At 64.0% G+C, this 12,317-nt stretch carries 14 protein-coding genes and 1 pseudogene; 9 read left to right on the top strand and 6 right to left on the bottom strand.

Translation table 11 applies throughout. The annotated features are described in order from the left end of the window. Positions 1–74 precede the first annotated feature (74 nt). The 3 genes from P9217_RS22345 to P9217_RS22335 all read left to right on the top strand — a co-directional run bounded on the left by P9217_RS22345 (position 75) and on the right by P9217_RS22335 (position 2,301). Entirely contained in the window at positions 75–944 is an 870-nt protein-coding gene (locus P9217_RS22345; protein ID WP_127325069.1) for an NAD(P)-dependent oxidoreductase, read from the top strand. Positions 945–950: 6 nt separating this feature from the next. Next, positions 951–1,661: a DNA alkylation repair protein gene (locus tag P9217_RS22340; protein ID WP_278087534.1), complete on the top strand. Its 711-nt coding sequence runs from the start codon at positions 951–953 to the stop codon at positions 1,659–1,661. A gap of 67 nt (positions 1,662–1,728) precedes the next feature. Beyond that, positions 1,729–2,301 carry a DUF3299 domain-containing protein gene (locus tag P9217_RS22335; RefSeq protein ID WP_066992741.1) on the top strand — a complete coding sequence of 191 codons (573 nt, stop codon included), beginning with the start codon at positions 1,729–1,731 and terminating at the stop codon, positions 2,299–2,301. A gap of 42 nt (positions 2,302–2,343) precedes the next feature. Here the strand turns inward: P9217_RS22335 and P9217_RS22330 are convergent, their stop codons facing one another. From P9217_RS22330 to P9217_RS22315, 4 genes and pseudogenes are all read right to left on the bottom strand, one after another. Then, entirely contained in the window at positions 2,344–2,835 is a 492-nt protein-coding gene (locus P9217_RS22330; RefSeq protein WP_066992738.1) for an Lrp/AsnC family transcriptional regulator, read from the bottom strand. Positions 2,836–2,943: 108 nt separating this feature from the next. After that, positions 2,944–3,649: pseudogene (locus P9217_RS22325) on the bottom strand (uracil-DNA glycosylase family protein). Next, positions 3,589–4,200 carry a glutathione S-transferase gene (locus P9217_RS22320; RefSeq protein ID WP_095780510.1) on the bottom strand — a complete coding sequence of 204 codons (612 nt, stop codon included), beginning with the start codon at positions 4,198–4,200 and terminating at the stop codon, positions 3,589–3,591. The pseudogene P9217_RS22325 and the gene P9217_RS22320 overlap by 61 nt, the downstream one beginning before the upstream one ends. Before the next feature lie 117 nt (positions 4,201–4,317). Beyond that, complete coding sequence (locus P9217_RS22315) at positions 4,318–4,941, bottom strand: thermonuclease family protein (protein ID WP_127248258.1); 624 nt, start codon at positions 4,939–4,941, stop codon at positions 4,318–4,320. A gap of 75 nt (positions 4,942–5,016) precedes the next feature. Between P9217_RS22315 and P9217_RS22310 the strand changes: the two genes are divergently transcribed. Further along, entirely contained in the window at positions 5,017–6,537 is a 1,521-nt protein-coding gene (locus P9217_RS22310) for a HAMP domain-containing sensor histidine kinase (RefSeq protein WP_278087533.1), read from the top strand. Here the strand turns inward: P9217_RS22310 and P9217_RS22305 are convergent. After that, complete coding sequence (locus tag P9217_RS22305; RefSeq protein ID WP_278087532.1) at positions 6,534–7,547, bottom strand: nicotinate-nucleotide--dimethylbenzimidazole phosphoribosyltransferase; 1,014 nt, start codon at positions 7,545–7,547, stop codon at positions 6,534–6,536. The two genes, P9217_RS22310 and P9217_RS22305, sit on opposite strands and share 4 nt — an antisense overlap. Before the next feature lie 162 nt (positions 7,548–7,709). Here P9217_RS22305 and P9217_RS22300 point away from each other — a divergent pair, with 162 nt between their 5' ends. Continuing rightward, positions 7,710–7,940, top strand: a complete 231-nt coding sequence (locus tag P9217_RS22300) for a DUF1289 domain-containing protein (protein ID WP_066992723.1) — start codon at positions 7,710–7,712, stop codon at positions 7,938–7,940. 28 nt (positions 7,941–7,968) lie between these two features. Further along, the gene (locus tag P9217_RS22295) at positions 7,969–8,673 is read left to right on the top strand and encodes a TIGR02281 family clan AA aspartic protease (RefSeq protein WP_127248261.1); all 705 of its coding nucleotides are present in this window, start codon (positions 7,969–7,971) and stop codon (positions 8,671–8,673) included. A gap of 72 nt (positions 8,674–8,745) precedes the next feature. Here the strand turns inward: P9217_RS22295 and dusA are convergent, their stop codons facing one another. Beyond that, the gene (gene dusA, locus P9217_RS22290) at positions 8,746–9,744 is read right to left on the bottom strand and encodes a tRNA dihydrouridine(20/20a) synthase DusA (protein WP_278087531.1); all 999 of its coding nucleotides are present in this window, start codon (positions 9,742–9,744) and stop codon (positions 8,746–8,748) included. A 420-nt stretch (positions 9,745–10,164) separates the two neighbouring features. Between dusA and P9217_RS22285 the strand changes: the two genes are divergently transcribed. From P9217_RS22285 to P9217_RS22275, 3 genes are read left to right on the top strand one after another with little or no spacing between them, the layout of a single operon-like run. Then, positions 10,165–11,226, top strand: a complete 1,062-nt coding sequence (locus P9217_RS22285; RefSeq protein WP_095800741.1) for a glycosyltransferase family 2 protein — start codon at positions 10,165–10,167, stop codon at positions 11,224–11,226. Continuing rightward, complete coding sequence (locus P9217_RS22280; protein WP_278054382.1) at positions 11,201–11,893, top strand: class I SAM-dependent methyltransferase; 693 nt, start codon at positions 11,201–11,203, stop codon at positions 11,891–11,893. Before P9217_RS22285 ends, P9217_RS22280 begins: the two co-directional genes overlap by 26 nt. Then, positions 11,871–12,314 carry a GtrA family protein gene (locus P9217_RS22275; protein ID WP_127241036.1) on the top strand — a complete coding sequence of 148 codons (444 nt, stop codon included), beginning with the start codon at positions 11,871–11,873 and terminating at the stop codon, positions 12,312–12,314. Before P9217_RS22280 ends, P9217_RS22275 begins: the two co-directional genes overlap by 23 nt. Positions 12,315–12,317 lie beyond the last annotated feature (3 nt).

Here is a 12,317-nt window from a genome sequence, read left to right as displayed (position 1 = left end):
CGCGCCTTGACGAAAATTTCGCATAGCCTAGACCTTCCGCCACTGAAACCTCTGTTTTGTTGGAAGGCAGGCTTATGGCATCGGTTGCATTTCTCGGTCTTGGCGTCATGGGCTATCCGATGGCCGGGCACCTCAGGAACAAGGGCGGCCACGACATCACCGTCTATAACCGCACGACCGCCAAGGCCGAACAATGGGTCGCCCAGCATGGCGGCAGACTGGCGCTGACACCGGCCGAGGCGGCCGAAGGCAAGGATTTCGTCTTCTCCTGCGTCGGCAATGACGACGACCTGCGCTCGGTGACGACAGGCGCGAGCGGCGCCTTCGCCGCCATGAAGACGGGCTCGGTCTTCATCGACAACACGACAGCCTCGGCCGAAGTCGCGCGCGAATTGGCCGAAGCCGCCGACAAGGCCGGCTTTTCCTTCCTCGATGCGCCGGTGTCGGGCGGCCAGGCGGGCGCCGAGAATGGCGTGCTGACCGTCATGGTCGGCGGCGAGCAGGCCGCCTTCGACAAGGCCAGGCCGGTCATCGATGCCTATGCCCGCATGGTCGGGCTGATGGGACCCGCGGGCGCCGGGCAGCTCACCAAGATGATCAACCAGATTGCCATTGCCGGCCTCGTCCAAGGGCTGGCCGAAGGCATCCATTTCGGCAAGAAGGCCGGGCTCGACATTGAGAAGGTCATCGAGGTGATCTCCAAGGGCGCTGCCGGCTCCTGGCAGATGGAGAACCGCCACAAGACGATGAACGCCGGAAAATATGACTTCGGCTTCGCCGTCGACTGGATGCGCAAGGATCTCGGCATCTGCCTCGCCGAAGCCAACCGCAACGGCGCCAAGCTGCCGGTGACCGCGCTGGTCGACCAGTTCTACAAGGACGTGCAGGACATGGGCGGCAGGCGCTGGGACACGTCCTCGCTGCTCGCCCGCCTGGAAAAATAGACGGCGATGGTCCTGCCCGATCCGAGCTGGAGCGCCGACGAGATCGTCGCCCATCTGCGTTCGATCGGCAGCGAGAAAAACCGCGCCGGCATGGCGCGATTCGGCATCAACACGAGAACCGCGCTCGGCGTCGGCAATTCCGATCTGCGGCCGCTGGCGCGCAAGCTGAAGAAGAACCATGAACGGTCGCTGCTCTTGTGGGACACCGACATTCGCGAAGCGCGATTGATGGCCGCTTTCACCGGCGAGCCGAAGAAGCTCGACATCGGTCAATGCCGGCGCTGGGCCGCCGATTTCGACAGTTGGGAGATTGTCGATACCGTTGCCGACCTGTTCGCCCAAACACCGTTCTGGCGTGAGCTGGTCGAGGAATTCGCCAAGGACGAGCGCGAGTTTGTCCGCCGCACCGCCTTTGCCATGCTGGCCTGGGCGGCGGTGCATCTGAAGAAGGAGCCGGACGCGAGCTTCCTCGCTGCTCTGCCGCTGATCGAGACGCATGCGGGCGATCCGCGCAACTTCGTCCGCAAGGCGGTGAACTGGGCGCTGCGGCAGATCGGCAAGCGGTCGGTGGCGCTGCACGCCCCTGCCCTTGCGCTGGCCGAGAAACTGGCGGCGTCGTCCGACAAGACGGCACGCTGGATCGGCAAGGACGCGGTGAAGGAACTTTCCGATGTCGATGTCAAACAGCTCGAACGGCTCGCGACCACACGACTGTGATCTCAGCGAAGTAAGCTCACGACGCTTTTACTCGCTTCGGAAATGGGACGGGCGGAGGATGACGACCATGAGCAGGCGTTTCAGATCAAGCGCGACGCTGGCGATCGTGCTTATGCTCGCCACCGCGAGAGCCGACGCCGCGGCCGACGTCGCGCATATCTTCTGGAAAGACTTGCGCCCGGCGACGCAGGCGGTCGCCGAGGACGCCAACCTGCCGATGATCGCGGCAAAACTGCCCGATCACGGTGAGACACTGTCGCTCAATCTGCAGGACAAGACCGTTCAATTGTCCGGCTACGCCTTGCCGGTCGATCGCGAGGGCGACCTCGTCTACCAGTTCCTGCTGGTGCCTTGGACCGGCGCCTGCAGCCACATGCCGACGCCGCCGCCGAACCAGATCGTGCTGGTAACGCCGGCGCATCCTTACAGGATGGCGGAGGCATACCAGCCGGTCTCCGTCACCGGCGTGCTGAAGCCCGGCATGGAGAAGAGCCAACTCTTCATCCTGGACGGCGTCTTGATCGTGCAGTCCGGCTATACCGTGCGCAAGGCCGAGGTGGCTGATGTCGACAGCGTGCCGGACGCCGTCACGCTCCCGGTCAACTCGCCGTGGAATTTCCTCAACAAAAAGAAGAACTAGGTCTCGCAACTTCGCGCATAGCGGGAAGCGCGAGCGCCGTGCTCAGGCCGCGTTGGCCCCCGACTCCTTGTCCAGGATCATGTAGTCGAGCGGGATCTCGGTCGTGTACTTGATCTGCTCCATGGCAAAGGAGGACGACACGTCGCGGATCTCGATCTTGGCGATCAGCCGCTTGTAGAAGGCGTCGTAGGCGGCAATGTCGGGCACCACGACGCGCAAGAGGTAGTCGACGTCGCCGCTCATGCGGTAGAACTCGACCACCTCCGGAAATTCCTGGATGACCTCGGAGAAGCGCCGCAGCCATTCATGGCTGTGCGAATTGGTGCGGATCGAAACGAAGACGGTGACGCGCACATTGACCTTCTCATGGTCGAGAATGGCCACGCGCCGCTTGATGACGCCCTCTTCCTCGAGCTTCTGGATGCGCCGCCAGCACGGCGTGGTCGACAGGCCGACTTTCTTGGCGACATCGGCGACCGCAAGCGTCGCGTCCTCCTGCAGGAGGCGAAGAATTTTTCTGTCTAGGCGGTCCATGGGAAGGCTCCAGCGGAATAGTTTGGCTATAATCCTTTTTATCAGGCCCTTTCACAAGAAAGAAATTCTGCCGACACCGGCAAAAGCGAGTGATTTCTTGCAAGATGCCTAATTGAGGCGATAGCGGATTTCCGAGCGCAGGAATGGCAGCAAATCCATTTCAAACCACGGATTCTTCTTCAGCCAGCCGGTGTTTCGCCATGACGGATGCGGCAGCGGCAGCACTTTCGGCCCGGCTGCAGCATCCCAGACAGCGCGCCAGTTTCTGACCGTTTCCGTCAGCGACGGCCCACGCGCCGTGCCCATGTGCCAGGACTGCGCATAACCGCCGATCGTCAGCACCAGATCGATCTGCGGCATCAGCGCCATCAGATCGGCGCGCCAGGCGGTGGCGCATTCGCGCCGCGGCGGCAGGTCGGCGCCCTTGGTGTCCTGGCCCGGAAAGCAGAAACCCATCGGCACGATGGCGAATTTTTCCGCGTCGTAGAACTCGTCGGGGGTGACGCCGAGCCAGTTCCTCAAGCGATCCCCGGAAGCGTCGGTGAACGGCATGCCCGAGATGTGGACTTTCGTGCCCGGCGCCTGGCCGGCAAGCAGGATGCGGGCCTTCGACGAAGGCACAAGCACCGGGCGCGGCTGATGCGGCAGGGGCCGGCCGCGCGGCTGCTCGACACAGATGCGGCAAGCCCGCACCTTGGCGGCAAGGCTCTCCAGCGCTTCGCTCATGTCCGGCGGGTTCTCCAAAAACAAGCCTCAAGCAGCAGCGCTTGGCCGGCTGGAGAGCGCTGCGTGCCAGCGCAGCACGTTCCCGCATTCCTCAGGCACCTTGATGCGTGCCGGCTTCATGAAATCGATGGCGATCAGCCCGGTGATGTCGGCGACCGAATAGGTGTCGCCGGCGGCAAATTCCCTATCCGCCAACTCCCGGTCGAGGAGATGCAGGAACTCGATGGCCTTCGGCTTGTTGGCCTCGCCCCATTCCGGGATCTGCGGCACCTCCCATTCCTTCATTGCCGGATGGATGTGCCGGAACGCGGCGGCCACGCAGCTCATCAGGTTTAGCTCCAGACGCCTTTGCCACATCTCCACCATGGCCTTGCCGAGCGCGCCTGTTCCGAACAGGGCGGGCTCGGGATGCAACTCCTCGAAATAACGGCAGATGGCGATGGATTCGGTGATGATGGTCCCGTCGTCGAGTTCGAGCACGGGCAGCCGCCGCAGCGCATTGCGCGACGCCACCGGCTCCTTGCGATGCTCCAGCGCGCCCATGTCCACGGGCACCAAAGGGACGGCTAGCCCCTTTTCAGCCAGGAAAACCCGAACCCGCCTGGGGTTGGGCGCCCGGCCGCCATCGAACAGCTTCATTCCAGTCTCCGATGTTCATGCCAATCTTAGGGCGCGCTGCAATGCATGTCGCCCAAAACTGCATAGCGGTTTGGCAAGACCACATGTTGGCAAACAGAGCATCCCCCGAAGCGGGCATCACCAGAAACGAACAAGCTCACGCAACGCATCGCCGAGCGAAGCCAGTGCGCCGTGCTTCCTTTCGACGGGTTGATTGTGATGGCTGTCGCGCCAGTCCTGCGGCTGATCGAAGGAGCCAGCCCAGATGCCCACCTTGGCAGCCCGGGCGACGGCCTCCTCGGTTTCGAAGTCGCCGAAGGCGACGGCCCATCCGGACTGTACCTGCGCGCGGTTGAGGTGCGTGTCGCCCGCCTTGCAGTCGCCGAGCAACCGGCCGTAGCGGTCGCGCTGCCAGCCGGTGCAGGAGACCGGCCTGTCGGCGATCAGCCGCACCAGCGACTGCCGCGCGAGCTTGCCGCAGGCATAGTCGGCTCCGTCCTTGCGGCACGTCTGTGTGTATTCCGGCGCGTCGATGCCGCGCATGCGGATGCGCTCGGCGCCAAGCGTGATCGAATCACCGTCCTTGACGATGGCCGTGCCTTGCTCCTGTCGCATCTCGAACCGGTCGAGCCGCGCCGCCACCAGGATGGACAGGCCAAGCAGGACCACGGCCAGCCCGTAATCCAGAAGCCTGCGCAAAAGGCTTCGCGGAGGCCGCGGAACATAGCGCCGGCGCGGTCTTCGCGACCAGGAACGGCTCATATGGCAAACAGTCTCTTAATCATTCGAACGTAGCTTAACGAACTGAAAATCGCTGCGCGCAGAAATTGAACTTGCATGCCTTTGCTACGCTCGGACACAGCGGACAAATTCATTGTGGACCGCAGGAAACCGCATCGCAACAGCGATGTGGCGCGCGCGGTGCGCAGGACGCGTGACCGTCTTTCGCAGCAGGCCGGCAGCCTCGATTTCGACCGCGAGCTGCTCAAGCTGCATGCACGCGCCATGGTGGTCAGTGCGGCGGCGATTCCTCTGCTTGTGCTTGTAGTAGCGGCCGTCGGCCGCTTCGCGGGCCTGGGCAACCAGGTCGCCGTCTGGGCTCTCTTCACGCTGCTTTGCTACGCCATCGTCACCTTCATGGCGCGACGCGTCGAGCGCACGGAGGCGGCCGAGCTCGACCCGGTGCAGACGCGCCGCGATTTCCTGATCGGCCATTCGCTTTGCGGCCTCGGCTGGGCCTGGTTCGCCTGGCTGGACTGCGCCATATGCCAGGTCGACCAGTTCCATGTTGTCAAGGCCATGGCGCTCCTGGTCGCCATGGCGACGACTGCGGTGATGGCATCGTCCCTGGGCGGCGCGCTGCTGGCGACCTTCGCAGTTCCCGTCGCGGTCTATGTCTATGCCGTCCTGCGCCTGTGGATGCCGATCGAAGGGATCATGGCGGCGCTTCTGGTCGCTGCCCTGCCCTTCTTCGGCTACGTCGCGCGCCATCTCAACCAGTCATCCTGGATGCTGCTCTCCTTCCGCTCCGAGAAGGACGCGCTGATCGCCGAGGTGGAGACTGCCAAATCCATGTCCGACGAGGCCAGGCGGCGCGCCGAGGACGCCAATCTGGCGAAGTCGCGCTTCCTCGCCTCGATGAGCCATGAGCTCCGGACGCCGCTCAACGCCATCCTCGGTTTCTCCGAAGTGATGGCCAATGAAGTGCTCGGGCCGATGAACAACCCGACCTATCGTGATTACGCGCGTGATGTGCACGAATCCGGCCAGCATCTGCTCGATCTGATCAATGAGATCCTCGACCTGTCGCGCATCGAGGCCGGCCGCTACCAGCTCAACGAGGAGCCGGTGGCGCTGGTGACGATCGTCGAAGATTGCTGCCATATGATGGAACTGAGAGCCCGCAACAAGGACATCCGCGTCATCCAGGAGTTCGAGACCGCGCTGCCGCGCCTGTTCGGCGACGAGCGTGCCATCCGGCAGATCGCGCTCAATCTGCTGTCCAATGCCATCAAGTTCACGCCGTCGGGTGGCGAAGTGCGTGTGCGCGTCGGCTGGACGGCGGGCGGCGGTCAGTACATCTCGGTCAAGGACAACGGTCCCGGCATTCCGGAAGAGGAAATCCCAGTGGTGCTTTCCGCCTTCGGCCAGGGCTCGATCGCCATCAAGAGCGCCGAACAGGGAACGGGCCTCGGACTGCCGATCGTGCAGGGTCTGCTCGACATGCATGGCGGCGAGTTCGATCTGCACTCCAAGCTGCGCGAAGGCACCGAGGCTATCGCCATCTTCCCGCTGAGCCGAGTGATGGAGGAATTGCCCGCGCTGCCGACCAAGGCTGTCGCCGCCCGCCGGCGTTAGCTCCGGGGCGCCGGTTGGACCCGAACCGCCGCCGCCATACCGGAGCTCGTGAGCGCCGCGGCCTTGACGAGACCGGCGGCAAGTCCAGCCCCAACTCCTTCGCCGTGACTGACAGCAAGATCGAGCAGTGGCTCGAGCCCAAGCCGTTCGGCGACTTTGGCTTGGCCCGGCTCCGGCGACAGGCTGGCGAGCAGGCAGTGGTCGATCGCGGAAGGATCGGCTTTGTGCAGAACCGCGGCGGCAGCCGTCGCGACGAACCCGTCGAGCAGCACAGGAATCTTCTGCATGCGGGCTGCGAGAATGGCGCCGCAGATTGCCGCGAACTCGCGCCCGCCGACGCGGCGCAAGGCTTCGAGCGGATCGCCGAGGCCGGCGCCGTGGAAAGCAAGCGCCCGGTCGACCGCTTCGGCCTTGCGCGCCATCATCGCCGTGTCCGCCCCCGATCCAGGTCCAACCCAGTCGGACCCCTTGCCGCCGAAGAGGGCAGCGCTGAGCGCGGCCGCGATGGTTGAATTGCCGACGCCCAGATCGCCAAGACAAAGAAGATCGGCGCCGCCCGCGACCGCTTCCATGCCGAAGGCCATGGTGGCGGCGCAGCCGCGCTCATCGAGGGCCGCTTCTTCCGTGATGTCCCCGGTCGGAATATCCAGCGCCAGGTCGAAGACCTTCAGGCCGAGATCGTTGGCGATGCAGATCTGATTGATCGCTGCACCTCCGGCGGCGCAGAGTTCGACGGCATTGCCGGTCGCCGAAACCGGCCGCGGCGAAATGCCATGCCGAACGGCACCGTGGTTGCCGGCAAAGATCGCCACAAGCGGACGATTGACGGCCGGCGGCGCACGCCCGCTCCAAGCGGCGAGCCATGCCGCGACATCTTCAATCCGGCCAAGCGAAGCTTTCGGCTTGTCGGCCTTGGCAAACAGGGTGCGAACGCGGGTTTCGGCGGCGGCGTCCGCCGGCGCCAGCGTTGCCAGCAGAGTGCGGAAATCGTCGAAAGGCTTTGCGGTCATATCGAATGCGGTCTCTTTGCAGGAACAGCCAGCGGCATAGCCGCCTTCACCGCCTGGCACAACCGCCCGGCAATGCCGCGAAAGCGCCGGTCGACGGCGCATCGCGAAGGGCTTGCATTGGCGTTGCGGTTGCACCATGTGGAGTGAAGGCAAGAGAACAGCATGACCGCCATCGAGTCTCCCTGCATACTCGTCTGTTCCATCGATATGAAAACCGGCTTCTGTTTCGGTTGCGGCCGCACGCGCGATGAGATCGCCGGGTGGATCGCGATGACGCCGGAAGTCCGGCGTGCAGTCATGGCCGAGTTGCCGGCGCGGCTGGAGACGGTCGAACGCCGGCCCCGCCGCGAGACGCGGCGCGCCCGCATGGCGCGCGAGCGCGGCGTGTTGTGAAAGAGCTGGCTGCAAGAAAGGGCTGGCCATGAATCGCCTGTTCTGGGTCGTCATGCTGGTGATCGGCGCCGGCTTGATCCTGCTGATGATGAATGATTCCGCCGGCCGCACCTTTGGCATCGAGAACAACGATTTCAGCAGGTTGATCTGGGTTGGAGTCCTGGTGGCGGTAATCGGCGCCAGCCTCATTCGCTCTGGCCGGCCGCTCGGTGACATGGCGCGCAACTTCGGCGTCTGGGCGGCAATCGTGCTGGCGCTGATCGCCGGCTACCAGTACCGCTACGAGCTGCAGGATGTTGTCAGCCGCGTCACCGCCGGCCTTGTTCCGGGAAGCCCCTTGGCGTTGGGCGTCGACAATGGCCGCGCCACCGTGACGCTCGACAAGGCCGGCAATGGCCATTTCGAGGCGCGAATCCTCGTCAACGGCAGGCCGGTGCGCACGGTGGTCGACACCGGCGCGACCAGCACGGTGCTTACGGCGGAGGACGCCCAGGCGGCCGGCTTCAACCCAGCGGCGCTCAGCTACACCGTGGACGTCTCGACCGCCAACGGCATGGCGCGTGCGGCAACGGTCAGGACCGACGAGATGGCGATCGGCGGCATCGTGCGCAAGGATATGCCGGTGATGGTCGCGGCGCCCGGCATGCTCGAGCAAAGCCTGCTCGGCATGAACTTCATCGGCTCGCTGTCGGGCTTCGAGGTGCGCGGTGACCGGATGATCCTGCGCGACTAGATTTCCCGATTGCGTCCAAAACAAACAGATGGAGCGGTTCGCCGGTGAAACGCTCTAGCCGCCCGATCCGCCTCAAGCGGCTTTGGTTTCCGCCGCCACGAAATCTATTGCCGCGAACGCCGTCTTCAGCACCTCTGGCCCGGCGCCGGGTCTGTTGGCGTCGGTGGACAAAATCTGCCGGTAGCGGCGCGCGCCCGGGAGACCGTGGAACAGCCCGACCATATGGCGCGTGACATGGCCGAGCCGTCCGCCCTTCTCGATGTGGCGCGCGGCGTAAGCGGCCATGGCGTCCATCAGCGCCGCGTAGTCGAAAGCGACCGGCGCCTCGCCGTAAAATGTGGCATCGATGCCGGTGAGGATGCCGGGCGTATGATAGGCCGCGCGGCCGAGCATGGCGCCGTCGACATAAGCGAGGTGCGCCTCTGCCTCGTCAAGGGATTGAATGCCGCCGTTGATGCCGATGAATTGGTTCGCCATCCTGGCCTTGAGCCGATAGACGCGCGGATAGTCGAGCGGCGGGATCTCGCGGTTTTCCTTGGGACTAAGCCCCTCCAGCCACGCCTTGCGGGCGTGCACCCAGAGCGCATCGGCGCCGGCCGTCAGCACGCCGTCTGCGAGCGTGTCGAGAGCGGGTTCGGGGTCCTGGTCATCGACGCCGATGCGGCATTTGACCGTAACGGGGATTCTCACCGCCGCCTTCATCGCCGCGATGCATTCGGCGACCAGCACCGGCGTCTTCATCAGGCAGGCGCCGAAAGTGCCCGACTGGACGCGGTCGGACGGACAGCCGACATTAAGATTGATTTCGTCGTAACCGAACGCCTCGCCGATCACCGCCGCTTCGGCAAGCTTTCGCGGATCCGAACCGCCAAGCTGAAGCGCAACCGGATGCTCGGCACCGTCGAAGCCGAGCAGGCGCTCGCGTGCGCCATGGATGACTGCGTCCGCCACCACCATTTCCGTGTAGAGCAACGTGCGACGCGTCAGCTGACGGTGAAAGAACCGGCAATGCCGGTCCGTCCAGTCCATCATTGGTGCTATGGCTATTCTGAAATCTTGATACTTCGACATTTTTTGTTGTTTCAAAAATGTTGGGCCACGTCGTGTGTGGTCTTTTCCCCACGGGACGGGCCGTTTTTCCGGTTTCCGATGCGTCCGTGCACACGGGGCGCAGACGAATTGGACACCTTCCCTAAACTAAAATCCGGCTCTTGGAGAGCCCAGGTTCGTCACGGGGCATCTCAAGAAAGGTTTTGCGCCGCAGGAACGCCGAGATCGGCGCACGATGCAGCGCCGATCTTTCGCGATCTGGTGGCGCTCCATCCGCCTGAAAAAGATGGGCATCAAAATCCTCGATCCAAGGACTTCTGTCGGTACCGGGTTAGATTTCAACCGAACGTTGCGCGCCTTTTTTGGCGAGGAACAGCGCCATTTCTTCCGCAATTAGCGCCTGCTTATGGAACTTTCTGGCCGGTGTTCCATTGCAATCCCATGCAAGAATCTGTCCAGCGGATCCGGACGCGGGCACCGTCCCTACGCTACTCATTGGTGCTGCCGATATACAATGAGGAGGAGGTGTTGCCCCGGCTGGTCGAGCGGATCAGCGCACTGACCGCAAAACTGGACGGAGACACCGAAGTCATCTTCGTCGACGACGGAAGCAGCGATCGAAGCGTGAGCTATTTGCGCGGCATGGTCGCCGCCGAACCGAGCTTCCGCCTGATCGAGCTCTCCCGCAACTTCGGCCACCAGATCGCCATCAGCGCCGGCATGGAAGCGGCCTCCGGCGAGGCCGTCATCGTCATGGACGCTGACCTGCAGGATCCCCCCGAGGTCGTTCTCGACCTGGTGGCGAAGTGGAAGGACGGCTTCGAGATCGTCTACGCAAGGCGCGTCAGCCGCAAGGGCGAAACCTGGTTCAAGCGCGTCACCGCCAGCCTGTTCTATCGGCTGCTGGAGAGGATGACACCGGTCGAGATCCCGCGCGATGTCGGCGACTTCCGCCTCGTCGGCCGGAAGGCGCTGGACACGTTCAAGCGCATGCCGGAGCACGACCGCTTCGTCAGGGGCATGTTCGGCTGGATGGGTTTCAAGCAGGCGGCGGTGCCGTTCGAGCGCCCGGCGCGGACGCTTGGTGAAACCAAATACCCGTTCTGGAAGATGATGCGGCTTGCCATCCATGGCATCATCGGCTTTTCGGAGCGGCCTCTGCAACTGGTGCTGTTGACCGGGTTGGCCATCTCCGCTCTCGCCCTGGCGTTCGGCGCATACGCCATCGCGGCCTGGATCCTCGAAACCGGCGTGATTGCCGGCTGGACATCGACGGTGGTGATCGTGTCGCTGCTAATCGGCATCAATCTTTTCATGACCGGCGTGATGGGCCTTTACGTCGGCAGCATCCATGCCGAGGTCAAACGGCGCCCGCTCTACGTTATCGAAAGGCTGAGTGGCTTCGACCGGCCGATGCGCGTCGCCTCCCGCGACAAGCGCGCTTCGTTTCGCAAGTCCAGGAACGGGGTCACGGCGGATGTCCGAACTCTTCGACAGCTATAGGTCCAGCTACAGTGAGGCAGTCGAGGGCTCGATCCGGTTCTCCGGGCTGCGCCATGATTTCTTCCTGCGTGCCAAGGCCGAGCTTCTGCGACGACTGGTCCTCGAGCAGGACCTCCGGCGGGGCGGCGCAGGCGTGCGCGCGCTCGATGTCGGTTGCGGCGTGGGCTCGCTTCATCCGCATCTCGCCGATGTCTTCGATCGACTCGACGGCTGCGACGTGTCGAAGGAATCACTCGCGCGTGCCAGCGCTGAGAACCCGCACGTCGCGTACAGCGTGTGCAACACCTCACGCCTGCCTTACGCGGATGGCATGTTCGACCTGGCCTTCGCCAGTTGCGTCGTCCACCACGTGCCGCCTGCGTCGTGGCTGGATTTCTTCCGCGAGATGCGGCGCGTCGTTCGGCGAGGCGGACTTGGCTGCATCATCGAGCACAATCCCTACAACCCGCTGACCCGTATGGCGGTGTTGAGATGTCCGTTCGACAAGGACGCCGTCCTGCTTCGCGCTGGCAAGGCGGCATCGCTGCTTGAGCAGGCGGGCTTCCGCGACGTGCACTGCGAGCATTTTCTGCTCCTGCCGTCGGCCAAGCCGCTTGCCCGGAAGCTGGAAGGCGCGCTCGCTTGGCTGCCGCTCGGAGCGCAGTATGCCTGTGTCGCCCGCGCCTGAGAATCGTCGCGTCGCCGGCACGAAGCTCCTAGGGCGCTTCGCTTCGGTCGGCCTTGTCGCCACAATCCTCTATGCCGTCCTGACTACAATCTTTGCCCGATCGAACTGGCTCGGGCTCGCGCCCGTCGAAGCCTCGCTCGCCGCTTACGCGGCCGCCGCCCTGTTTTCCTATCTGGCGCACAAATCCTTCACCTTCATGTCGGCCGGCTCGCACCGGTCGCAGGCGCCGCGTTTCGTGTTGCTGACCATTGCTGGCCTCGCTATGGCTTACGCGGCACCGTACCTGCTGACGGTGACATTCGGCCTGCCGCTTGCCGTTCCCGTTCTCCTCACTTCCTTGGCCATCCCAGCGCTTAACCTTCTTGTGCTCGATCGCTGGGTCTTTGCAGAGCGCCGCCTGCGCGATGACGGGCCGTCCTGAGGA

Origin of the sequence: Mesorhizobium sp. WSM4989, assembly GCF_029625795.1 — a bacterium.
In the GTDB taxonomy this organism is placed as follows: Bacteria; Pseudomonadota; Alphaproteobacteria; order Rhizobiales; family Rhizobiaceae; genus Mesorhizobium.
Note: the sequence above shows the minus strand (reverse complement) of the source record. Positions and strands in the feature narration are given on the sequence as shown.

Coding starts and splice junctions, on each gene's coding strand:
- P9217_RS22345 (WP_127325069.1), top strand. CDS start 75: ATGGCATCGGTTGCATTTCTCGGTCTTGGCGTCATGGGCTATCCGATG.
- P9217_RS22340 (WP_278087534.1), top strand. CDS start 951: ATGGTCCTGCCCGATCCGAGCTGGAGCGCCGACGAGATCGTCGCCCAT.
- P9217_RS22335 (WP_066992741.1), top strand. CDS start 1,729: ATGAGCAGGCGTTTCAGATCAAGCGCGACGCTGGCGATCGTGCTTATG.
- P9217_RS22330 (WP_066992738.1), bottom strand. CDS start 2,835: ATGGACCGCCTAGACAGAAAAATTCTTCGCCTCCTGCAGGAGGACGCG.
- P9217_RS22320 (WP_095780510.1), bottom strand. CDS start 4,200: ATGAAGCTGTTCGATGGCGGCCGGGCGCCCAACCCCAGGCGGGTTCGG.
- P9217_RS22315 (WP_127248258.1), bottom strand. CDS start 4,941: ATGAGCCGTTCCTGGTCGCGAAGACCGCGCCGGCGCTATGTTCCGCGG.
- P9217_RS22310 (WP_278087533.1), top strand. CDS start 5,017: ATGCCTTTGCTACGCTCGGACACAGCGGACAAATTCATTGTGGACCGC.
- P9217_RS22305 (WP_278087532.1), bottom strand. CDS start 7,547: ATGACCGCAAAGCCTTTCGACGATTTCCGCACTCTGCTGGCAACGCTG.
- P9217_RS22300 (WP_066992723.1), top strand. CDS start 7,710: ATGACCGCCATCGAGTCTCCCTGCATACTCGTCTGTTCCATCGATATG.
- P9217_RS22295 (WP_127248261.1), top strand. CDS start 7,969: ATGAATCGCCTGTTCTGGGTCGTCATGCTGGTGATCGGCGCCGGCTTG.
- dusA (WP_278087531.1), bottom strand. CDS start 9,744: ATGTCGAAGTATCAAGATTTCAGAATAGCCATAGCACCAATGATGGAC.
- P9217_RS22285 (WP_095800741.1), top strand. CDS start 10,165: ATGCAAGAATCTGTCCAGCGGATCCGGACGCGGGCACCGTCCCTACGC.
- P9217_RS22280 (WP_278054382.1), top strand. CDS start 11,201: ATGTCCGAACTCTTCGACAGCTATAGGTCCAGCTACAGTGAGGCAGTC.
- P9217_RS22275 (WP_127241036.1), top strand. CDS start 11,871: ATGCCTGTGTCGCCCGCGCCTGAGAATCGTCGCGTCGCCGGCACGAAG.